Origin of the sequence: Euryhalocaulis sp. (assembly GCF_013911995.1) — a bacterium.
Taxonomy (GTDB): Bacteria; Pseudomonadota; Alphaproteobacteria; order Caulobacterales; family Maricaulaceae; genus Euryhalocaulis; species Euryhalocaulis caribicus.
Genome location: NZ_JACESD010000026.1, coordinates 1 through 22,382 on the forward strand (window position 1 = coordinate 1; position 22,382 = coordinate 22,382).

Genomic DNA, 22,382 nt, shown 5'->3' on the forward strand with positions numbered 1-22,382 from the left:
GCTGCCGCCCAGCCCGCCGATAAGGGCTATAATCCGCTCTATGACGGCGCTCCGGAATGGACCGTCGGGGAGGACATCACGTTCAAGCTGCGTGGCCGCGCCTATTACGACTACGCCAATATCGATAATGATTTTGCTTCTCCGGTTCCCGGCGTCACGGATACCGAGACCCGCACGCTCCGCCTTGGGGCGGAAGTCGACGCCGGCGCGGTCAAGATGAAGGCGGAGTTCGACTTCATCGACGACAAGGTCCAGCCCAAGGACGTGCTGGTTCAGTTCAAGCCCGGGGACCGCGTGACCATCCAGGCGGGTCACTACAAGGAACACGCTTCACTGGACGAGCAGACCTCCAGCCGGTTCACGACCTTCATGGAGCGCGGCTCCCTCACCGACGCGTTTTCCATTGACCGCCGCATCGGCGTTTCCGTCCTGACCGGCGGCGATAACTGGACGTGGTCCACCGGCCTTCATGGCGGCGTGATGGACGAGTTCGATCTGGACGACACCTGGTCGGTTTCGTCCCGGGCCACGTTCGCGCCTGTGGCCGACAAGGAAGCGCAGACCTTTGTCCATCTTGGCGCTTTCGGCCGATATCGCAGCGACTCCAGCATCAATGGCGATAGCCTGCGCTACCGTCAGCGCCCACTGGCGCACCTGGCCGACCGCTATGTCGCCACGCCGCGTTTCGCCGATACCGATTTCCTGACCGGCGTGGAAGCCGCGGCCGTTCGCGGCCCGCTGCATGTCCAGGCCGAGGCTGCGCGACAGTCCGCCGACGGCGCCGCGGCGGATGCGGATTTCAACAGCGCCTATATTCAGGCCGGCTGGTTCCTCACCGGCGAAAGCCGCGCCTACAAGCCGGGCAAGGGCGCGTTCGACCGCACCAAGCCCCTGCGCGCGATCGGCCGTGGCGGGTTCGGGGCGGTGGAGCTGGCGGCCCGCTTCGATACGGTTGACCTGACGGACGGCCCCGTCACCGGCGGCCAGCAGGACAGTCTCACCCTCGGCGTCAACTGGTATCCGACCGCGCGCGTTCGCTTCATGGCCAATTACGTCGCCGCCGACATAGATGACGGCCCGTTTGGCGACGGCGACTCCGAGGTCGTGCAGCTTCGCGCGCAGATCGACTGGTAGGCCCGCGGACCGATGTTTGTCGCTCAATTGTCGTCAAACTGTTACATGGCCGCTGTAGCCGTGCCCCAGATTTCACCCTCCCCAAGTGTTTGTTGCATCAAGAGGTAATCCAGATGGCGAACCACCGTATCTTTCTCGTTTCCACGATTTGCGCCGCCGCGCTGGCGGCTTGCGGTTCTGAATCCGGACCCGCCTCTGACACCGGCGCCGAAACCGCCGCCCCGGCCGCGTCCGAAACCGCCGGCCAGTCCGAAGCCATCGGCCAGTCGACCGGGGTGACCTCCGGCCAGACGATCCAGATCGTCGGCTCCTCCACGGTCTATCCGTTCACGACCGCGGTCGCCGAACAGTTTGGCGCACGGACCGCTTTCTCGACCCCGATCGTCGAGTCCACGGGCACGGGCGGCGGCATGAAGCTGTTCTGCGCCGGCGTCGGCTCCAGCGAGCCGGACTTCACCAACGCGTCCCGCCGCATCAAGGCCAGCGAGTTCGAGATGTGCCAGGAAAACGGCGTCAGTTCCGTGGTGGAAATCCCGGTCGGTTATGACGGCATCGTCATTTCCAACGTGAAGTCCTCCCCGGCGATGGACATCACGTCCAAGCAGCTTTTCACGGCGCTGGCCAAGCAAATTCCGGCCTCCGACGATGACTGCACCATGCAGGACAATCCCTATACGAACTGGTCTGAAATCGACCCGGCCCTCCCCGATGAAACGATCGAGGTTTATGGCCCGCCTCCGACGTCCGGCACGCGCGACGCCTTCGTCGAACTGGGCATGGCCAAGGGCGCGGCCGGTTATGCCTGTCTGGCCGAGATGGAAGAGTCCGACGGCGACCGGTTCGAGGCCATCGCGCACACCCTGCGCGAAGACCAGCGCTGGATCGACGCCGGCGAAAATGACAACGCCATCGTCCAGACCCTGACCAAGACCCCGACCGCCTTTGGCGTTTTCGGTTATTCCTTCCTGGAGCAGAACCAGAACCGTCTGCAGGGCGCGATGGTGGATGGCGTGGAGCCGAGCTTCGACAATATCGCCAGCGGCGATTATCCGATCTCGCGTACGCTTTTCGTCTATGCGAAAGGCCAGCATGCAGAGCTGGTTCCGGGCTTCCAGGAGTTCGTGAACGAGTACACGTCCGAAGAGGCGATGGGCGAGTTCGGTTACCTGACCGAAAAAGGCCTGATCCCGCTGCCGGCCGATCGCGTGGAGGAAGTCCGCGCCGCGTCCCGCGCGCTGGAGCCGATGGCCGGCCCGCCGTCCGAATAGGCGAGATTGCCGGACCGACATGAAAAAGCTCCCCGGTTTCCGGGGAGCTTTTTTGTTTCTACCGCTTCCGCAGGACCGCGCTGATGCGGCGGCGGACCGGGGCGGGGATATTGGGCACCGCCCGTCCGCCCAGCTTGCGCAGCCGCCGCCAGAAGGCGCGCCGCCGCGGCTTGGGCGGCACTTCCAGATTGCTGACGAAATCCTCCGCGCAGCGCCGCCAGCTGAATTGCTCCGCATAGGCGCGCACCACCTCGCGGTCGAGGTCCAGGCAATCCATGACCGCTTGCCGCAAATCCTCGCTGACCGATCCGGCGTTGGAGCCGGGGATGATGTCTTTCGGTCCGTGCGCCGGGAACGCGGCCACCGGCGTGCCCGCCGCCATGGATTCCAGGATCACCAGCCCGAACGTGTCCGTCCAGCTGGGAAAGACAAAGGCGTCCGCATCGGCGAAATAGCGGGCCAGCTCCTCGCCGAACTTGGAGCCGGTAAAGACAACGTCCGGATAATGCTCCTGCAGCTCTTCCAGCTGCGGGCCGTGCCCGACGATCACCTTGGTTCCGGGCAGGTCCAGCTTCAGGAAGGCTTCCAGATTTTTCTCGACCGCGACACGGCCGACATTGACGATGACCGGGCGCTGCAGCCCGGCATAGACGCTGTCTTCATCCGTCGCGGCGCGCTTTGACGGATGGAACATTTCGGTGTCCACGCCGCGCGCCCAGGCGACGATATGGGTGAAGCCGCGCTTCTCCAGCTCCTCGCGCATGGAGGGCGTGGCGACCATCAGGCGGTCGCCGGCATTGTGGAACCAGCGCATGAAGGCGTAGCCCGCCTTGTGCGGCACGAAGGGGAAGCGCGCATTGACGTATTCCGGGAACTTCGTGTGGTAGCTGGTGGTGAACGGCCAGCCCCATTTCAGGCAGATCGACCGCGCGGTCATGCCCAGCGTGCCTTCGGTCGCGATGTGAATCGCGTCCGGCTCGAAATCGGTTATGCGCTTGGCGATCTGGTCGCGCGCGCCCAGCGCCAGTTCAATCTCGTTATAGGTGGGCAGGGGGATCGTCTTGAAGCCGTCGGCGGGGGATATGACATCCACCTCATGCCCCATTTCACGGCATTCCTGCACGACGCGCGAAAGCGTCCGCACAACGCCGTTCATCTGCGGCTCCCAGGCGTCTGTCACCAGCGTGATACGCATTTTCTTCTGGCCTTTTCCTTCATGCGGGCGCAGTTGGCGTCTGATTGACACGTTCGGACCGTTTGGCCAAGCGCGCCGCGGCGCAACATGGTCAAAACGCCTGCGGGTCAATAAGGTCAGCCTTAAATTCCAAGCCGCCCCTGTCTGGAGCTGTTTCATATGAAATTTGCGATGCTTGCTCGCAATCCGAACCTGTATTCGCACAAGCGCATCGTTGAAGCCGCGGAAGCGCGCGGGCATGAGCTCGAAATTCTCGACACGCTTCAGTGCTACATGAATATCACCTCGCACAGGCCGGAAATCTTCTATCGCGGCGAGAAACTGAGCGGCTATGACGCGGTGATTCCGCGCATCGGCTCCTCGGTGACCTTCTATGGTCTGGCCGTGTTGCGGCAGTTCGAGATGATGGGCGTGTGGCCGTTGAACGAGTCGGTCGCCATCGGCCGCTCGCGCGACAAGCTGCGCTCCATGCAGATCCTGGCGCGTCGGGGCATCGGCCTGCCGGTGACCTGTTTCGCCCATTCGGCCAAGCAGGCGGACGAGCTGATCGAGATGGCGGGCGGCGCGCCGGTGGTCATCAAGCTGCTGGAGGGCACGCAGGGCATCGGCGTGGTGCTGGGCGAGACGCATAATTCCGCACGCTCGGTCATCGAGGCGTTCCGCGGCGCCAATGTTCAGATCCTTGTGCAGGAATTCATCAAGGAGGCGGGCGGCGAGGATTTCCGCATCTTCGTGGTGGGCGACAAGGTGGTGGGTGCCATGAAGCGCAAGGGCGCGGATGGCGATTTCCGCTCCAATCTGCATCGCGGCGGCACCGCCTCCACCGTGCGCATCACGCCGGAGGAACGCTCCACCGCCAAGCGCGCGGCCAAGGCGATGGGCCTGAATGTCTGCGGCGTGGACATTCTTCGCTCCAATCACGGGCCGGTGGTGATGGAGGTCAATTCCTCCCCCGGTCTGGAAGGTATCGAGAACGCAACCGGCCGCGACGTAGGCGGCGCAATCATCGAATTCATAGAGAAGCATGCCAAAGAAGGCCGAACAAAAACCCGCGGAAAAGGCTGAACCCTTCGAGTTTGCCGGGCACACGATCGCGCCCGGTCAGCGCCGCCGCATCGAAATCCCGATTTCCCACCTGTCCTTCGGCGCGCCGGTCGCGCTGGAGGCGGAAGTGCTGGTGGGCCGAAAGCCGGGGCCGACGCTGTTTGTCTGCTCGGCGATCCATGGCGACGAGATCAACGGGGTGGAGATCATCGCCCGCCTGTCGCGCATCCGGGCGCTGTCCCGCCTGCGCGGACGGCTGATCCTCGTGCCGGTGGTCAATGTGTTCGGCTTCATGTCGCACAGCCGCTACCTGCCGGACCGGCGGGACCTGAACCGGTCCTTTCCCGGATCGGCCGGCGGATCGCTGGCCGCCCAGATCGCCAACGCGATGATGCAGCACGTGATCGAGGCGTCCGATTACGGGATCGATCTGCATACCGGCGCGGTGCACCGCCGCAACCTGCCGCAGATCCGCGCCAATCTGGAAGATGAGCGGCTGAAAGAACTGGCGCTGGCCTTCGGCGCGCCGATGGCGCTGGACGCCGGATTGCTGGACGGCAGCCTGCGCCATTCCGCGGCGGATGCCGGCGTGCCGGTGATGACCTATGAGGGCGGCGAGGCGCTGCGCTTTGACGAGCGCGCGATCCGCGCCGGCACGGTCGGCGTCATGCGGGTGATGGAAACGCTGGGCATGATCGCCAAGGTTCACAAACCGCTGAAACGCCAGCCGGAAATTGCGCGCTCCTCCAAATGGCTGCGCGCGCCGTCGGCCGGAATCCTGCGCAATTCCGTGCGGCTGGGCGATCATGTGCGCAGCGGGCAGGAGCTGGGCTATGTCGCCGATGCTTTTGGCGATGATCCGTCCTGGGTTGTTGCGGACCGCGACGGCATTGTCGTCGGCCTGTCCGCGCTTCCCGTGGTCAATCAGGGCGATGCGCTGTTCCATGTGGCGCAAGTCCGCGACGCCGGTCAGACCTCCGCGCATATCGATACGTTCGCCGAAGAGATGATGCAGGCGCCGATCCTCTGGGAGGAAGGCTCCCAGACCTGACACGCGCGTTGCCACGCTGCGACCGCGATTTGTCCGCACTTGCCGCCGCACGGTTCGCTTGCACCGCGCGTCAAGCGGCGATATCGCGAACCCTCGCGCGAATGAGGAGAGGGCTCTATGGGGCGGCTGGAAACGTTCACGATCGACTGGGATGATCTCGACGCTGACAAGTTTGCGGACGAGAACGCGAAAATCCGTGAGTTGATCGGCAAGATCGGCCTGGATTCGGAACCGGTGCGCGGCGAAGTGCGCGACACAGCCGTGCAGCTTGTCCGCCGGGCCCGCGAACGGGCCACCCGCAAGGGTCTGATGGAATCCTTCCTTGAGGAGTTCGGGCTTTCCAACAAGGAAGGCCTGGCTCTGATGTGTCTGGCCGAGGCGCTGCTGCGCGTGCCGGACGCGGAGACCGCCGACCAGTTGATCGCCGAGAAAATCCGCTCCGGAAACTGGGGCTCCCATGCGGGCCGCGCCGATTCCTGGCTGGTGAACGCCTCCACATGGGGCCTGATGCTGACCGGCGGCGTGGTGAAGATCGACCCGGAAATCCGCCGCGACCCGGCCGGTTTCATGCGCGGCCTTGTGACCCGGCTGGGCGAGCCGGTGATCCGCACCGCCATGATGCAGGCCATGCGCATCATGGGCGAGCAGTTCGTGCTCGGCCGCTCCATTGAGGCGGCCATCAAGCGCGCCCAGCGCATCTCCGGCGAGCGCAACACGCTCTACAGCTATGACATGCTAGGCGAGGCGGCGCGCACCGAAGCCGACGCCAAGCGCTATTTCGACCGCTACATGCACGCCATCGAGGCGGTGGGCGAGACGCGCGAGGAAGGCGCGCCGGAGGATGTTCACGGCATCTCCGTCAAACTGTCCGCCCTTTATCCGCGCTATGAGGCGGAGAAGGAGGACGAGGTTTTCGAGGTGCTGTATCCGCGCCTGAAAACCATCGTCGAGGCGGCCGCCAGATATGACCTGAATCTGTGCCTGGACGCCGAGGAAGTGGACCGCCTTGTCCTGCAGATGAAGCTTCTGGAGAAGCTGGCGCACGAGGAGTCGCTGAAGGACTGGCAGGGTCTGGGCCTTGCCGTGCAGGCTTATCAGAAGCGCGCCTATGGCGTGATCCAGAAGCTGACCGAGCTGTCCAAATCCAGCGGCAAGCGCTTCCTGGTCCGTCTGGTGAAGGGCGCCTACTGGGACACCGAGATCAAGCTGTCGCAGGTGGCGGGCATGCCGGACTTCCCGGTCTGGACGACCAAGCCGGCGACCGACATGAGCTATCTGGCCTGCGCCCGCGCCATGCTGGACGCCCCCGACGCGATCTATTGCCAGTTCGCCACGCACAACGCCCACACCCTGGCCGCGATCCGCGAGATGGCGGGCGAGCGCGCCAGCGAGATCGAGTTCCAGCGCCTGCACGGCATGGGCACGCCGCTCTATCGCGCGGCCGACGATATCTATGGCCCGGTCAAGCGCCGCGTTTATGCGCCGGTCGGCAGCCATGAAGACCTGCTGCCCTATCTCGTGCGGCGGCTGCTGGAAAACGGAGCGAATACGTCCTTCGTGCACGCTTTCCTGGACGATGACGTGCCGCCGGAAACCGTGGCGTCCGACCCGTTCGAGAATATCGAAAATATCGCCCGCCATCCGGCGATCCCGACCCCGCTGAACATTTTCGGCGCCAGCCGGCTGAACTCGGCGGGCATGGACCTGGCCCGAAAGTCCGAGCGTGACGACATCGTCAAGGCGATGGAGGGTTTCGAACCCATCGCCGCCGGGCCGATCATTTCCGGCAAGGCGTCGACCAAGGGCGGCGCGGCGATTTTCAGCCCGGTCGACCGGTCGCGAGAGATCGGCACGGTGCTGGAAGGGACCGAAGAGGACGTCAATACGGCCATCGAGGCGGCCGAAAAGGCGCAGGGCCTCTGGGACGTGATGGGCGGCGCCGGCCGGGCGGCGGTGATCCGCGCCATGGCCGACAAGCTGGAAGAGAACACCGACCGCCTGATGGCGATCATGTCGCGCGAGGGCGGCAAGTCGCTGATCGACGGCATCGCGGAAGTGCGCGAGGCGGTGGATTTCTGCCGCTATTACGCCAACCAGGCCGAAGAGCATTTCAACACGCCCACGCGCCTTCCCGGGCCGACGGGCGAGACCAACGAGATCCTGTTGCAGGGCAAGGGCGTGTTCACCTGTATCTCGCCCTGGAACTTCCCGCTGGCCATCTTCACCGGCCAGGTCGCCGCGGCGCTGGCCGCGGGCAACGCCGTGCTGGCCAAACCGGCCGAGCAGACGACGCTGATCGCCTATGAGGCGACCAAGCTGTTCCACGAGGCGGGCGTGCCCGCAGACGTGCTGCACCTGATTCCGGGCGAGGGCGGCACGGTCGGCCCCGCGCTGACCGGCGATCCGCGCATCGCCGGGGTGGCGTTCACGGGCTCGACGGAGACGGCGCGCCTGATCAACCGGACGCTGGCCGAGCGCGACGGCCCCATCGGCGTGCTGATCGCCGAGACGGGCGGGCTGAACGGCATGTTCGTCGACACCACCGCGCTGCGCGAACAGGTGATCGACGATGTCATGACTTCGGCCTTCTACTCGGCGGGCCAGCGCTGTTCGGCGCTGCGCGTCCTGTTCCTGCCGGAAGATACCGCCGACTTCATGATCGAGGGCATCAAGGGCGCGATGGACGCCCTGAAGCTGGGCGATCCCTCGCGCACCGACGTCGATATCGGCCCGATCATCGATGAGGAAGCGCGGGACGTGCTGGAAAAGCACATGGAGCGCATGGGCAAGGAAGCGAAGATCCTCAAACAGGTGGAGATCGGCGATCTGCACGAGCAGGGGACCTTCTTCGGCCCGGCCATGGTCGAGCTGGAATCGATGGACCAGCTGGACCGCGAAGTGTTCGGCCCGATCCTGCACATCGTCCGCTACAAGCCGGCGAAGCTGGAAGAGACGGCGCGGCAACTGGCGGCGAAAAATTACGGCCTGACGCTGGGCGTCCATTCCCGCCTGCAATCCTTCGCCGATACGGTGCGGCGGCTGGTGCCGGCGGGCAATGTCTATGTGAACCGCAACATGGTCGGCGCGGTGGTCGGCGTGCAGCCCTTCGGCGGCGAACGCCTGTCGGGCACCGGCCCCAAGGCCGGCGGCCCGCACTACCTGCCCCGCTTCGCGGCCGAACGCGTCATCACGGTGAACATCACCGCCCAGGGCGGCGACCCGGAGCTGCTGAGCCTGACTTAGGGGGGGTGTGCGGCTATCAGTCCCTTCTCCCCTATGGAGGGGAGAAGGTGGTCCGGAGGACCGGATGAGGGGAGGCGTTGAAGGGCGCGCTTTATCCTGAGACCCGCCCCCTCACCCTTTCGCGCAGCCAATCACAGATTGGACGCTCAAGCCCTCTCCCCCTCGCGGGGGCGAGGGGTTTTTTTCTCTTTCACTCTCCACCTCCCTTCACGTCATCCTCCGGCTTGACCGGAGGATCCAGGGGATCGTGGGGCGCAAAGACTTCAACTGGGTCCTCCGATCTCCGCTGCGCTCCGTCGGAGGATGACGGGTTTGGTTGATATCTTCCGTTGCGCATTTGGCTCCGCGGCGCGTTCGCCGCAGGGGGAGTAAGAGCAACAGCTTCCCAACCTGAACCTTAGCCTGATGAGCCCGGGAGGGCGTCTCGAAGGCGGACTTCAGAAAGCGCGGACTTTCCTCTGGAAAATCCGCGCGGTTTCCGCGGGGGAGATGATTCACAATCTGTCCTCAGCGATTCTCTGTTTATCCCCGAAAAAGAATCGCGCGGCGGGCGAATTGCGAGTCGGATTTGATAGAGTGGGCAGATCGCCGGACCGGCGGCTCTGGAGGGCTGAAAACGGGTGAAATTGCCCGTCCGGGAAGGCGAGGCGGCGCTGTTTGGCGGGGTCCGCGCCGGAAGGGCGGAACGGCCAAGAGTTAACCAAATTCAGTAACCGGGAGAGGCGGTTAAGACCTCCTTAACGAAAAAATGACGGAATGAAGCTCAAAGATGTTGACCCTGAGGACGGCCTAAATCACTATATCTTGGGGTTAGGGCGAAAAGCCCGCCAAACAGACAATTTGTCAGAGTTCGGGGCGCGCGGGGCGTAACGCCTTTGCGCGAACAGCACGAGTTTGCCTGATTCCAGGGCTGGAGGAGAGTTTAAATGTCGCCGTACGACGCCGCAGCGAAAGCGATCAAAACCGAAGCGAAGGCTCAGGCCAAACCGCATCGCGGCAAGCCCAAGACGGCACACCTGCGGGTTGTGGAATCGATCCGCACCGACGCCTCCCGCGACGCCAATCTGACCGAGTTCGGCAAGAAGACGCTCGAAGACCGCTACCTTCTGACCGGCGAGACGTTCCAGGACATGTTCGCCCGCGTGTCCCGCGCCTATGCCGATGATCTGGAGCACGCCCAGCGGCTCTACGACTACATGTCGAATCTCTGGTTCATGCCGGCCACGCCCGTGCTGTCCAATGGCGGCGCCAGCCGCGGCCTGCCGATCTCCTGCTTCCTGAACTCGGTCTCCGATTCGCTGGATTCCATCGTCGGCATCTGGAACGAGAATGTCTGGCTGGCCTCCAATGGCGGCGGCATCGGCACCTATTGGGGCGATGTGCGCTCCATCGGCGAGAAGGTCGGCGATAACGGCGCGACGTCGGGCATCATTCCGTTCATCCGGGTCATGGATTCGCTGACGCTGGCGATCAGCCAGGGCTCGCTGCGGCGCGGCTCGGCGGCTTGCTATCTGGACGTGCACCATCCGGAAATCGAGGAATTCCTGGAGATCCGCAAGGCGTCGGGCGACTTCAACCGCAAGTCCCTGAACCTACATCACGGCATCAATATCACCGACGAGTTCATGGAAGCGGTGCGCGACGACGCCGAGTTCGGCCTGCGCAGCCCGAAAACCAAGGAAGTCATCCGCACCGTTCCGGCGCGCAAGCTGTGGACCAAGATCCTGGAGCTGCGCCTGCAGACCGGCGAGCCGTACCTGCTGTTCACCGACACGGTGAACAAGGCGCTGCCCAAGCACCAGCGGGAGCTGGGCATGAGCGTGCGCCAGTCCAATCTGTGCAGCGAAATCACGCTGGCGACGGGCCGCGACCATAATGGCGAGGACCGCACGGCGGTCTGCTGCCTGTCCTCGCTGAACGCCGAGAAATATCTGGAGTGGAAGGACGACGAGCTGTTCCTGGAAGACATCTTCCGCTTCCTGGACAATGTCCTTCAGGACTTCATCGACCGCGCGCCGCCGGAAATGGCCAATGCGGTCTATTCCGCCAAGCGCGAGCGTTCGGTCGGTCTGGGCCTGATGGGTTTCCATTCCTTCCTGCAGAGCCAGAACGTGCCGTTCGAATCCGCCATGGCGAAGTCCTGGAACATGCGGATGTTCAAGCATATCCGCCGCGGCGCCGATCAGGCCTCGGTCACGCTGGCCGAGGAGCGCGGCGCCTGCGAGGACGCCGAGGAGCGCGGCATGAAGGCGCGTTTCAGCCACAAGCTGGCCATCGCGCCCACGGCCTCCATCTCCATCATCTGCGGCGGCACCAGCGCGGGGATCGAGCCGATCCCGGCCAATATCTACACGCACAAGACCCTGTCGGGCAGCTTCACGGTGAAGAACCCGATGCTGGAGGCGCTGCTGGAGGAGAAGGGCGAGAACAAGCCGTCCGTCTGGGCCTCCATCCTTGAGCATGAAGGTTCGGTCCAGCATCTGGACTGCCTGACGCAGGAAGAGAAGGACGTCTACAAGACGGCGTTTGAGCTGGACCAGCGCTGGGTCATCGAGCATGCGGCCGACCGCACGCCCTATGTCTGCCAGTCGCAGTCGCTGAACGTTTTCCTGCCGGGCGACATCAATAAGTGGGACCTGCACATGCTGCACTGGTCGGCGTGGGAGCGGGGCGTGAAGTCGCTCTATTATTGCCGCTCCAAGTCCGTGCAGCGGGCCTCCTACGCCAATGGCAAGAAAACCGACATGGAGAAGTCCATGGAGGCGGCCGCGCCCACCGATTACGAGGAATGCCTCGCCTGCCAATAGAGGCGCGCTGAGGATTTCTAACCCATATCAATGAATTTGAAGCCGGTTTCCGTTATAAATACGGGAACCGGCTCTTCTTTTGCGAGTTGATTGAAAAATCGGGGGTCCGGTCAAAAGAATCTTCATGACCGTGACTGAAAATCTGCATCGGGCCTGAAAAGATTCGCATATAATGCGGGCAAACAAGGGCTTCGACGTTTAGGGAGGAACGGGGCTCGCACATGGCAGGACTGGTCGCAGCCTTTGCGTTAGCGCAACTGGCCGCGGCGTCTCCGCAAGGGGAAGCCGCGCAGCAAGGCTATGACGAAAGTCAGGGCGCCCCGCTGAACGCCTCCGCCTATTCCCTGACAGTTGAATCAGATCAGACGCGCGCGCCGCTGCAGACCGTTTCCGCGGACGCGCTGCTGGGCAGTTCCGCGCTGCGGGTCGCCGATGCGTCGCGCCCGGCGCTGGCCGCCTCGCTGCGCGCCCGGGACTGGCGCGGCAGCCGCGTGGCGCTGAGCGAGACCTCGCGCCTGTCGGTTTCCATTTATGATCCCGCGGATCCGCGCCTGCCGCTGAACGGCATCAATGCCGGCGCGCCGCTGACCGCGGCGGAGCTGGCGGCGACGCCGAACGCGCTGACGCCTTCGGTCGCGATCAATTACGAGAAGGACCTGGTGCGGTTCTCGGGCGGGGATTACGATTTCTCGCTGAGCCCGCGCGCGGTCTATTCGCAAGGTCCGGACGGCTCTGTCGCCGGGGCCGGCGCGATTGCGCGGATCGGCCAGAATCTCGAGAAAAAGCGCGAGGATGAGCCGAGCTGGTATTTCTTCGCCGGAGCGGACGCCGAGGCGCTGACCATCGACCCGCGCCAGGGCTTCGATTTCTCGGATTCCATGCGCCTGCAGGGCCAGACCATTGTGGGCGACGCGCAGGCCGGGGTGGCCTGGAACTGGGGCCCGGCGGACGTGGCCCTGGCCTATGTCCAGAAGGAGCGGGAATATTCCAGCCCGTCCTATGGCATCAGCCGCAAGGACGACTTCGCGGCGCTGTCCGTTTCCCTGCGCCGCTAGTCCCGCGACACGCGAATGCTTGCGTAAAAGATTCGCGTAAGCGTCGCGGAACCTACACGCGACTCTGAAAACTTGGCATTATCAAAGTTCGACATCACGCTGCTGCACGGGAGGGCAGGGGAGGATGCCGTTACTCTTGCTTATTGCCGCGCTGATGGCGCTGGCCGCGATTCAGGCGGGCGTCACGGCGGGCGGGCCTTGCCCGGAAGAGCGCGCGGGCGGTCAGTGCGGCGTGCCGCTGGCCCGGTTCGTGCCGGCTCCGGCGCGCCAGGCCGCACGCACGGCGCTGGACCGCGCCGCCGACGCGGTGCGCCCGGCGGCGGTCCATGCGGCGAAACGCGCGGGCATGAATGTTCCCGATCATGTGGAGAGGAAAGCGCGCCGGACTTATGGCGCCGCCCCTCCTGTGCGCGGGTTTGCAGCCGGCCCGGAATACTGGAGCGGTCCCGCGGCGCCGGACGCGTGGGAGACCAGCGGGCTGAATTACCGCGTGGCGGACGCCGGGCTGAGTTCGGCCGGGGCGTGGCTGAGCGCGCGGGACTGGACGCATGAGGATGTGGGGCTGGGCCGGGCCGGACGGCTGACCGTCGCCTGGCACGACCCGGCGGATCCGTCATTGCCGCTGAACACGCTGGAGGCGGGGGCGCCGCTGACCGCCGCCGCGCTGGGCGCGGATCCGCGCGCGGCGCGGCGCAGCGTGGCGGTGCGTTACGCCATTCCCGCCATCCGCAGCCGGGCGGGCGACCTGGATTTCGATATCACTCCGCGCGCGGGGTTCAGCGCCGGCCCGGACGGTTCCGCCGCCGGGGCCGGGGCGCTGGTCCGGCTGGGCGAGTTTGTCAGCGGACCGCGCGTGCATGGCGCGCCGCGCTGGTATTTCTTCGCCGGGGCGGAAGCGCAGGCCGTCACGCTGGACCCGCGCGGCAAGGGCATGTCGGACCTGCTGCGCTATGAAGACCGCACGATTGTCGGCGACGTGCAGGCCGGGGTGGCGATGTCGGTCGGCCATTATGACCTGGCGCTGGCCTATGTGCGCAGCGAAAGCGCGTACACCACGCCCTATTACGGCATTGTCGATCACGAGGAATTCGCCACCGTCTCCGTGACGCTGCGGCGCTAGGCGCGGCGGATCGGGGCGCGGGCTTTTCGCGCGAATCGCTTATAAACGCGAATATGAGTTCCGGTTCGATCCAGTCCGAAGGCGTGCGCGAGGCCAAGCAGGCGCGCTCCAAACAGACGCGCGACAAGCTGATCGGCGCGCTGGATTCCCTGCTGAAAGAAAAATCCTTCGCCGAAATCGGCGTGGCGGAAATCGCCGGCCGTGCGGGCTGCGCCGTTGGCTCCGTCTATCGCCGGTTCGAGAACAAGGACGCCTTCGTGCCGGTGCTGCTGGAGGTCACGGCGCAACGCATGGCCGACCGGATGCGGGAAATGGGGCCGCTGCGCCTCAGCCGGGAAGGGGATCTGAAAGGCGATCTGGAGCAGGTGGCCCAGCGGGCCTGGACGGTGCTGTCAGGGGAGTCGCATCTGCTGCGGCTGGCGCACCAGCAGGCGCGCATGGAGAACCCGGTCTGCGACACCGCCATGCCGGCCTTGATGGACGGGGTGCGGCAGGCGATCGAAGCGGCGCTGCGCCAGCGCGCCGGCGACCGCGCCGAAGCCGAACGCAAGCGGGCGGCGCGCTGGGCGACCTATTTCCTGATTACGCCGCTGATGGAAAAGGCGCTCTATCCCGACCGCTCGCCGGCCAATTTCCTGCAGACCGGCGGGGAAGAGGTTGGCCGCGAAATGGCGGCCCTGATCGCTTCGCGCCTGGGCTGAGGCGGGCGTCAGGCGCTGAGCTGGGCGTTTTCCTCGCTCCAGGGCAGCAGCCACGGCGCGCCGTCGAAATACCGCTCGCAGATCCGGCGATTTTCCTCGTCATATTCGGCGATCATGCGCTGGCGCAGATCTGCGCTCATCTGCGCATCGGTCTCGTGACGGTTCACCACCATCTCGGCGCCGGTGAAGGCGCTGTCATAGTCCAGACCAAGCTGGGCCAGCAGGTCCGACATCAGAAGGCCGTCGCGGAAGGCGCGCTTGTTGTAAGGGCGCACAACGACCTGCGAATACATCGATTCCAGCGTCTTCAGGCGAGGCTCGAAATGGAACTGCGCGCGAACTTTCTCGAACAGGTCATCCAGCGTGCCCGGATAATTCTTCAGCCGGACATGGCGGGCATAGGCGGAGACGAGCACTTCGGTCTGCGGGCGCAGATAGACGATGATGCGGGTCTCGGCCCCCCGCGTAATCTCGGGCAGGACGGACATGCCCTTGCCCCAGAACACCTCGGCCGAATAGAGCAGGTGCCGGCCTGACTCCAGCGCCTCCAGATGGGCGTTCCAGAATTTCGGGAAATCGCGCTCGCCCGCAATGTGGCGATAGAGCGGATTGGCGTTGCCGGCCGTGGTTTCCCCCTTCATCGCCACCTTGTCGGTGGGCGCTTCCGGGTAGTGGACGCCGCGCGCGGCCAGTTCTTCGCGGTTTCGGACGCAGAAGGACTGGATGGCCGAGGAGCCGGTGCGATGGGCCCCGATATGAAAATCGATGGACATGGCCGGACCCTAGTCAGGCGCCGCGCCGCGGGCAATCGCGGTGCGCGCCGTGACTTGCAGCGGATGATGTTTCCGATGTGGCGGGGTGTCGCTCAGACCGTTTCGGACTCGCTCTCGCGCTTCTTCTTCATCTGGTCGAACATCGCCCAGACGCCGGTTTCGCCGTGCCAGTCGCCCTGGGTCGCGCCCTTGGTGTATTCGGTGGCGCGGGCCTCGAAGAAATTGGCGTGCTCCACGCCGTTGAGGATCTCGGTCAGCCACGGAATCGGATGTTCCTCGACGCCATAGACTTTCGGCAGCTCCAGCTGGCCCAGGCGCCAGTCGGCGATGTAGCGGATATAATTCTTGATGTCCTGAGCGTTCATGCCCTCGACCTCGCCCATCTCGAAGGCGAGATCGATGAACTTGTCTTCCAGACCCACGACCGTCTTGCAGCAATCGACGATGTCGTCCTTCACGCTCTGGGTCAGCACGTCGGTTTCGCGCGTGAAGGCGTGGAACATCTTGATCATGCCCTCGCAGTGCAGCGACTCGTCGCGCACCGACCATGAGACGATCTGGCCCATGCCCTTCATCTTGTTGAAGCGCGGGAAGTTCATCAGCATCGCGAAAGAGGCGAACAGCTGCAGCCCTTCGGTGAAGGCGCCGAACATGGCGAGCGTGCGGGCGATATCGGCCTCGGTCTCGACACCGAATTCCTGCATGAAGTTATGCTTGTCGGCCATCTCCTCATATTCGAGGAAGGCGGAGAATTCCGACTCCGGCATGCCGATGGTTTCGAGCAGCAGCGCATAGGCGGCGATATGGATCGTCTCCATGTTCGAAAACGCCGAGAGCATCATCTTGACCTCGGTCGGTTTGAACACGCGCGCATAGCGCTCCATGTAATTGTCGTTCACTTCCACGTCGGACTGGGTGAAGAAGCGGAAGATCTGGGTCAGGAGATTGCGCTCCTGATCGTTCAGCTTGGTCGCCCAGTCCTTGCAGTCCTCGCCCAGCGGAACCTCTTCCGGCATCCAGTGGATCTGCTGCTGGCGCTTCCAGAAGTCGTACGCCCACGGATAGCGGAACGGCTTGTAGGAATGGCTCGGCGTCATAAGGCCCGGCAGGCCGGAAGCAGCAGTCATGGATTTCATGCCCCGTGTTTTACGTCCCTAAAGGGTGCGCCCGATTCCGGCGCGACCCAACCCCAACATCTTGTGGTAAAAGCCTGCTGAACGTCTAGCCCTCGTGTCAGCGAAAAACGCAAAAACTTGGGGATGAGAACCCGCCGCGCGGCGCCACTCGACATTGCGGCGCGGCGCCGCCAGCATGGGACGAATCCTTCAAACGGGGCGGGCGGCAGCCGTCCGCCCGAGCCATACGGAGCCCGAACATCATGAGCGATCCGCACCGCGTCACCATTCTCGCCAAGTCGTTCTCGGCCGCCGCGCTGGAATTCCATCGCGGGAAAATGGCGGAGAAGGGCTATCGCCTCGAGGGGCGGATCGATTCCGCGCGCTATGAAATGCTGGACGATGACGGCCAGCGGGGCGCGATGTTCGACGGCGAGCCGATCTTCTCCGTGACCTTCGTCAAGGAAGGCCGCGAGGGCTAGACCCCGCCGCCGCCTGCTAAAGAAAAAAGCGCCCCCTGGTCAAAGGGGGCGCTTGCAAGGTCCGCTTTCTTCGAGCGGTCTGTTCTTCGTCGCCGGTCGGCGGGGGGGAGGTGACCGTTCGACAAGGCGATGAACGCCGTCTCCCGCACGGCGTTCCCCCGGTCAGTCCGGCTTGATCATCACTTATGTTAACCGGCGCGAACGGCGTCAGGCCTCCAGCGCCGTCTCGCCGGCAGGCTCACGCATGTTGTAGCGGGACGCCATGACCCGGCCATAGGCCCCGGCATTGGCGATCAGCAGAACATCGCCTTCCCGGGTTTCAGGCATGGGCCGGTCGACGCCCAGCGCATCCGCGGACTCGCAGATCGGGCCGACGATGGAAGCCAGTCCGGCGGACTCCTCGCCGAGACGGGTGAGATTGACGATCTCGTGCCGCGCCTCGTAGAGCGCCGGGCGGATCAGGCTGTTCATGCCGGTCGCCGCCCCGATAAAGCGCACGCCGTGCGCCTGCTTGACCTGTGTCACGCGGGCCAGCAGCACGCCGCATTCCGCGGAGATATAGCGGCCCGGCTCCATCCACAGCTCGTATTCCGGGAATTCCGCGCTGAAAGCGGTCAGGGCCGCGTCCAGCGCGGCCAGGTCTATGCGCGGTTCGCCCGCTTCGCGCGGCACGCCGACGCCGCCGCCGACATCGAGAATTTTCGCGTCCGGGAACAGGTGGCCGACTTCCGCCAGCACGGTCGCCAGCTCATGCCAGTGGGTGGCGACATCGACGCCGGACCCGGCATGGGCGTGCAGACCGGCCACTTTCGCCCCGGCCGCCCGCGCCAGCCGCGCGGCCTCTTCCGCGTCGTGCAGGGGCAGGCCGAACTTGGCTTTGGGGCCGGCGGTGTGGACATGGCGGTGATGGCCGCGCGGGCGGTCCGGGTTGAAGCGCAGAAAAATCTCGCGCCCGTTGAAGGTCTCCGGCCAGGCTTGCAGCGGATAGAGGCTGTCCACCGTGACCCGCGCGCCGCGCTCCAGCGCGGCGGTGTATTCGCGGCGCGGCGCGAAGTTGGGCGTGAACAGGATATCGCCCGGCGCGACATGGGGAACGGCTTCGAACAGGGCCTCGGCCTCCGCCCATGACACGCATTCGAACCCCAGACCCGATTCGTGCGCGGCGCGCAGAACTTGCGGATGGGAATTGGCCTTCATGGAGTACAGGACCCGTTTGACCGCTTTCAGCTGTTTCAGCTCCGCCGCACGCTGGCGCACGGTCGGAAGGTGATAGACATAGAGGCAATCGCGGCTCTCAAGCGCCGCAATCAGGCGCTCCCGCGAGGCGGCCCACCAGGGGGCGGAAGGATCGGTCTGGGTCATGATTTGCGGTTTAAGCCATCTGTTCCCGCTCGGCCATAGATAGCGGAAGGGCTTTGACGCAGGCGCGCCGGTCATTAAGTCTTTCAGGCATGGACCGGATTCTACCCCTTGAAGGCGTGCGCAATTTCCGTGACTTCGGCGGCTGGGAGGCGGCGGACGGCCGGCGCGTGCGGCGCGGGCGGCTGTATCGCTCCGGGCATTTCTCCGCGGCGACGGCCGCGGACTGGAGCCAGATCGAGGCGCTGAACGTGAAAACGGTGACCGATTTGCGCCGCTCAACGGAGCGGGACCGCGATCCGTCAGCCTGGCCGGAACACTGGCGCGTGCAGGTGCTGGCCAGCGATGACGCCAATCTGGGCGAGGCGCCGCACATCACCTTCCTCAAGGAATCCGAAATCACAGAGGATTCGACGCGCGGCTACATGATGGGCAGCTATCGCCGCATCCCGTTCGAGGCCGGGCACCAGGCGCTGTTCCGGCAATTCTTCGAGGCCGCGGAAAAGGGCGAGGGCGCGGCGCTGGTCCACTGTGCGGCGGGCAAGGACCGCACGGGCGTGCTGTGCGCGCTGGTGCTGGAGGCGCTGGGAACGCCGCGCGAGGCGGTGCTGGAAGATTATCTGATGACCAATGAGGCGGTGCGCGTGGATTCCGTTCTGCCCAAGGTGGCCGAGCGGATGAACGCGGCGTTGAATCTCAATGCCTCGCCGGAGGCGCTGCGGCCGATGATCGGCGTGGACAGTGATTATATCCACGCCGCCTTTGACGAGATCGAGACGAAGGCCGGATCGGTCGAGGCCTATCTGGAAAGCGCGCTGGGTCAGGACCGCGAGGCGATTGCCGCCCTGCGCGCGGCCCTTCTGGAAGACTAATGGACGCGCTGACGGCGTTCGCCCCGCATGCGGACGTACCGGGCGCGGCGCTGCTGCTGTCCGGCGCCGCGCGGTCCGACACTTCGCGGATGAGCTATGCGCTGAGCGCGCCGGGACGAATCCGAGCCGGACGGGCGGACGGGCCGGGCGCGCTGGACGAGGCGTTCCGCGCCCGCGCCGGGTTTTTCGCCGGACGGGGCGGGGAGGCCTTCTCCCGCGGGGTGGCCGGGCTGTGGGGCTATGAGCTGGGCGCGCTGACCGAGGGCGCGCCGGCGCCCGCGCCCGCCCTCGCCAACTGGCCCGATTACTGGATCGCCGATTATGACAGCGTGGAATCCTGGCCCGCCGGGCCTTCGGAATCCCTTGCGCCCGCGCCGAAAGGGGCGGAGATCCGCGCCGCCGACAGCCGCGCCGCCTATGAGGCGAAAATCGAAAAGGCGAAGGCCTATATCCGGGCCGGGGATGTATTCCAGGTCAATCTGAGCCAGCGCTTCGACGCCTGGCTGGCCGAAGGCGACAACCCGTTCGCCTTTTTCCGGCGCCTGAGCGCCGCCAGCCCGGCCAGTCACGCGCTTTATGCCCGTCTGGACGACGATCACGCCGTGGTCTCCAATTCTCCCGAGCTGTTCCTGTCCGCCACGCCGGATGGCCGCATCCGCACGCGGCCGATCAAGGGCACGCGCCCGCGCGGCGCCACCCCGGACGAGGATGCGCGGCTGCAGAAGGAATTGTCGGAGAGCGAGAAGGACCGCGCCGAGAACCTGATGATCGTGGACCTGATGCGGAACGATCTGTCCCGCGTCTGCCGCGCCGGGACGATCAGCGCGCCCCGGCTGTTCGAGGCCGAGGCGCTGGCCAATGTTCACCACCTCGTCTCCACAGTCGAAGGGCGGCTGTTGCCTGGCAAGACCGTGTTCGACGCGCTGGCCGCGGCGTTTCCGCCGGGATCGGTCACGGGCGCGCCGAAATCCCGCGCGCTGGAGATCATCGCGGAACTGGAGGGCGAAACGCGCGGCCCCTATTGCGGGGCGTTCGGCTTTATTGACCGGGGCGGGGCGGCGCAGTTTTCCGTGCTGATCCGTACCGTCGCGCTGGCGCGGGAAAACGGGCGCTGGCGGGTGCAATTCCGCTCCGGCGGCGCGATCACCGTCGATTCCGACCCGGCGGCGGAATATGAGGAGACGCTGGCCAAGGCGGGCTCCATCGTGCGTGCGCTGGGCGGCTCGACCGGGGATTTGAGGCGATGATTCTGGTCTGGAATGGCGGCGAGTTTGCCCGCGCGAAAGGGATCTCCGCGGCGGACCGGGGACTGTTGCTGGGCGATGGCCTGTTCGAGACGATCCGGGTGGAAGACGGCGCGCCGCGGCGGCTGAGCCGGCACATGCGGCGGCTGGCCTCCTCCGCGCGGGCGCTGGACCTGCCTGTTCCAGTCAGCGCCGAAGCGGTGAAGGCCGGCATCCTGTCGCTGACGGGGGAAGCGGGGCTGTGGGCCGCGCGCCTGACGGTGACGCGCGGGCCGGGCGGACGCGGGCTGGATTTGCCGGAGCCGTTGGAGCCCGCGGCGCTGCTTTCGACCGCGCCATATCAGGTTCAGGACGCCCCGGCGCGTCTGGTGATCAGCGATGTCACGCGATCAGTGCGGGCGGTGTCCTCTCGCCACAAGACGCTCTCCTATATCGACAATGTGGAGGCGCGGCGGCGCGCGCGGGCGCTGGGCGCCGATGACGCGGTGATGCTGAACGGGCAGGGCGATATCGCCTGCGCCAGCGCGGCCAATATTTTCTGGATCGCCGGGGGGCGGCTTTACACGCCCGCGCTGAGTTGCGGCGCGCTGGCCGGGATCACGCGGGCCTGCGTGATGCGGCAGGCGGGCGCGTTGAAAATCCCGGTGGAGGCGGGCCGGTTTCCGGCTGCGGCGCTGCAGTCGGCGGAGGCGGCCTTCCTGACCAATGCGCTGACCGGGGTGCGGCCGGTCGCAGGCATCGGCGGGCGCAGCCTGAACGCAGGCCATCCCATGCTGGTGAAGCTGAAAACGGCGGAGGCGAAAGCGGGCGGCTAGGCTCTAGCAGTCGCAATCTTCGCAATTCACGCGGACCGAGCGGCGCGGGCGCAGATAGAATTCGTCGCTGAGCTGGTAGCTCGCGTTCAGGATCACCGAGAAGGCCGCCTGATAATCATAGCTGACTTCCGCCAGGATGACGCTGGAATTCTGTTCCAGCAGGTCATCGGGGACATTGACGTCGTCATCGCCCGATCCGTTGCGGGCGTAGCACCACTCGACCTCGACATCGTCGTCGAAATCCTTGTAGACGCTGGAAACCACGATGGTCAGGCTGTCCGTGTCGAAAGGCGTGGCGATGGCTTCGGAGGCGTCGAAAATACCGTCCAGCTCGTCCTTGTTCACCAGCGAGTCCTGCGCCACCAGGTCGGCGACGGTGCTGGCCACGCGGGTGACCTTGCGGTTGACTGAAAGCAGGTTGGAAACCTCCACCGTCCCGAAAAACAGGATGATGAAAACCGGAGCGATCAGCGCAAATTCCAGCGCCGACACCCCGTCTTCGTCCATGAGGAAGCGGCGCAGCATCAGGAATCACCGAAGGGTTCGTTGCGGAACGCCGCCGAGGCCGCGATCAGGCGCTTGTTGCCGCTGAGATTGGCCAGCGAGCGGCCCAGCATGGGCGTGAAAATCGTCCATTGATAATAAACCCGCACCAGCACGATCTCGCGCTCCTCGCCCGGATCGAAACCGAACTGGGAATCGTCCAGCTCGTCATCATCCCCGATGGGGTCGGAGAGGTCGCCGGCGGTGGCGAAATCCTCGAACGTGCGGACATCGAAGGAAATGTTCGCCCCGCACTCCATCAGCGGCTGGATGAGGCTGCAGACCGTATCCTCGAACTGCGCCTGGCCGCCGCCATTCTGAACCTCCCCCGTCCGGATGTCGCGCGCAGCCTCGGCCACGGCGTTTTCCAGCGTCACGGAGACGAAGAAGACGATGGCGACCTCGATAATCGCAAACAGCAGCAGGAAGAAGGGGCCCGCCACGATGGCGAATTCCACGGCGGTCGCCCCGCGCGTGTCGCGGGCCGCCCGGATTGCTTTGTCGAAGGCTTGTCGAAGAGACGCGCGCCGCGTCATGGCTTCACCACCCACCCTTGGCCGA

General features: G+C 65.2%; 19 protein-coding genes. 13 read left to right on the plus strand and 6 right to left on the minus strand.

Annotation, left to right across the window (positions count from 1 at the left end; all coding sequences use genetic code 11):
* On the plus strand, positions 1-1,134 hold a 1,134-nt coding region (locus H2040_RS08390; protein WP_287156744.1), incomplete at its 5' end, for an OprO/OprP family phosphate-selective porin.
* Between the two features lie 113 nt (positions 1,135-1,247).
* Positions 1,248-2,402 (plus strand): substrate-binding domain-containing protein, encoded by a 1,155-nt coding sequence (locus H2040_RS08395; RefSeq protein WP_287156745.1) that lies wholly within the window; start codon positions 1,248-1,250, stop codon positions 2,400-2,402.
* Between the two features lie 58 nt (positions 2,403-2,460).
* Here the strand turns inward: H2040_RS08395 and H2040_RS08400 are convergent, their stop codons facing one another.
* The gene (locus tag H2040_RS08400) at positions 2,461-3,597 is read right to left on the minus strand and encodes a glycosyltransferase family 4 protein (protein WP_287156747.1); all 1,137 of its coding nucleotides are present in this window, start codon (positions 3,595-3,597) and stop codon (positions 2,461-2,463) included.
* Between the two features lie 159 nt (positions 3,598-3,756).
* On the opposite strand from H2040_RS08400, the gene rimK reads away from it, so the two are divergent.
* From rimK to H2040_RS08435, 7 genes are all read left to right on the plus strand, one after another.
* Positions 3,757-4,662: a 30S ribosomal protein S6--L-glutamate ligase gene (gene rimK, locus H2040_RS08405; RefSeq protein ID WP_022698832.1), complete on the plus strand. Its 906-nt coding sequence runs from the start codon at positions 3,757-3,759 to the stop codon at positions 4,660-4,662.
* Positions 4,622-5,692 (plus strand): succinylglutamate desuccinylase/aspartoacylase family protein, encoded by a 1,071-nt coding sequence (locus H2040_RS08410; RefSeq protein ID WP_022698833.1) that lies wholly within the window; start codon positions 4,622-4,624, stop codon positions 5,690-5,692. Before rimK ends, H2040_RS08410 begins: the two co-directional genes overlap by 41 nt.
* A gap of 117 nt (positions 5,693-5,809) precedes the next feature.
* Positions 5,810-8,935 (plus strand): bifunctional proline dehydrogenase/L-glutamate gamma-semialdehyde dehydrogenase PutA, encoded by a 3,126-nt coding sequence (gene putA / locus H2040_RS08415; RefSeq protein WP_287156748.1) that lies wholly within the window; start codon positions 5,810-5,812, stop codon positions 8,933-8,935.
* 926 nt (positions 8,936-9,861) lie between these two features.
* Positions 9,862-11,742 carry a ribonucleoside-diphosphate reductase subunit alpha gene (locus H2040_RS08420; protein ID WP_022699236.1) on the plus strand — a complete coding sequence of 627 codons (1,881 nt, stop codon included), beginning with the start codon at positions 9,862-9,864 and terminating at the stop codon, positions 11,740-11,742.
* A gap of 221 nt (positions 11,743-11,963) precedes the next feature.
* On the plus strand, positions 11,964-12,797 hold the full coding sequence (locus tag H2040_RS08425) for a lipid A-modifier LpxR family protein (RefSeq protein WP_287156750.1): 834 nt from the start codon (positions 11,964-11,966) through the stop codon (positions 12,795-12,797).
* A gap of 124 nt (positions 12,798-12,921) precedes the next feature.
* Positions 12,922-13,917 carry a lipid A-modifier LpxR family protein gene (locus tag H2040_RS08430; protein WP_287156751.1) on the plus strand — a complete coding sequence of 332 codons (996 nt, stop codon included), beginning with the start codon at positions 12,922-12,924 and terminating at the stop codon, positions 13,915-13,917.
* 53 nt (positions 13,918-13,970) lie between these two features.
* Entirely contained in the window at positions 13,971-14,618 is a 648-nt protein-coding gene (locus tag H2040_RS08435) for a TetR/AcrR family transcriptional regulator (RefSeq protein ID WP_022699239.1), read from the plus strand.
* Between the two features lie 8 nt (positions 14,619-14,626).
* Here H2040_RS08435 and H2040_RS08440 read toward each other — a convergent pair whose 3' ends face one another.
* Positions 14,627-15,391, minus strand: a complete 765-nt coding sequence (locus H2040_RS08440) for a hypothetical protein (protein ID WP_287156752.1) — start codon at positions 15,389-15,391, stop codon at positions 14,627-14,629.
* Between the two features lie 92 nt (positions 15,392-15,483).
* On the minus strand, positions 15,484-16,518 hold the full coding sequence (locus tag H2040_RS08445) for a ribonucleotide-diphosphate reductase subunit beta (protein WP_027068598.1): 1,035 nt from the start codon (positions 16,516-16,518) through the stop codon (positions 15,484-15,486).
* 251 nt (positions 16,519-16,769) lie between these two features.
* Between H2040_RS08445 and H2040_RS08450 the strand changes: the two genes are divergently transcribed.
* Positions 16,770-16,988 carry a hypothetical protein gene (locus tag H2040_RS08450; protein ID WP_022699242.1) on the plus strand — a complete coding sequence of 73 codons (219 nt, stop codon included), beginning with the start codon at positions 16,770-16,772 and terminating at the stop codon, positions 16,986-16,988.
* A 207-nt stretch (positions 16,989-17,195) separates the two neighbouring features.
* On the opposite strand, the gene H2040_RS08455 is transcribed toward H2040_RS08450, so the two are convergent.
* The gene (locus H2040_RS08455; protein ID WP_287156756.1) at positions 17,196-18,350 is read right to left on the minus strand and encodes a type III PLP-dependent enzyme domain-containing protein; all 1,155 of its coding nucleotides are present in this window, start codon (positions 18,348-18,350) and stop codon (positions 17,196-17,198) included.
* Between the two features lie 89 nt (positions 18,351-18,439).
* On the opposite strand from H2040_RS08455, the gene H2040_RS08460 reads away from it, so the two are divergent.
* Genes H2040_RS08460 through H2040_RS08470 form a run of 3 tightly spaced genes read left to right on the plus strand, consistent with a single transcriptional unit; the run spans position 18,440 to position 21,278 of the window.
* On the plus strand, positions 18,440-19,219 hold the full coding sequence (locus H2040_RS08460; RefSeq protein WP_022699244.1) for a tyrosine-protein phosphatase: 780 nt from the start codon (positions 18,440-18,442) through the stop codon (positions 19,217-19,219).
* A complete protein-coding gene (locus tag H2040_RS08465) occupies positions 19,219-20,466 on the plus strand; it encodes an anthranilate synthase component I family protein (RefSeq protein ID WP_287156759.1) in 1,248 nt (415 codons plus the stop codon). Before H2040_RS08460 ends, H2040_RS08465 begins: the two co-directional genes overlap by 1 nt.
* Complete coding sequence (locus H2040_RS08470) at positions 20,463-21,278, plus strand: aminotransferase class IV (protein WP_287156761.1); 816 nt, start codon at positions 20,463-20,465, stop codon at positions 21,276-21,278. The genes H2040_RS08465 and H2040_RS08470 overlap by 4 nt, the downstream gene beginning before the upstream one ends.
* A 3-nt stretch (positions 21,279-21,281) precedes the next feature.
* On the opposite strand, the gene H2040_RS08475 is transcribed toward H2040_RS08470, so the two are convergent.
* Positions 21,282-21,803, minus strand: a complete 522-nt coding sequence (locus H2040_RS08475) for a TadE/TadG family type IV pilus assembly protein (RefSeq protein WP_287156762.1) — start codon at positions 21,801-21,803, stop codon at positions 21,282-21,284.
* Positions 21,803-22,279, minus strand: coding sequence for a TadE family protein (locus H2040_RS08480; protein WP_287156763.1), 477 nt, complete (start codon positions 22,277-22,279; stop codon positions 21,803-21,805). Before H2040_RS08480 ends, H2040_RS08475 begins: the two co-directional genes overlap by 1 nt.
* Positions 22,280-22,382 lie beyond the last annotated feature (103 nt).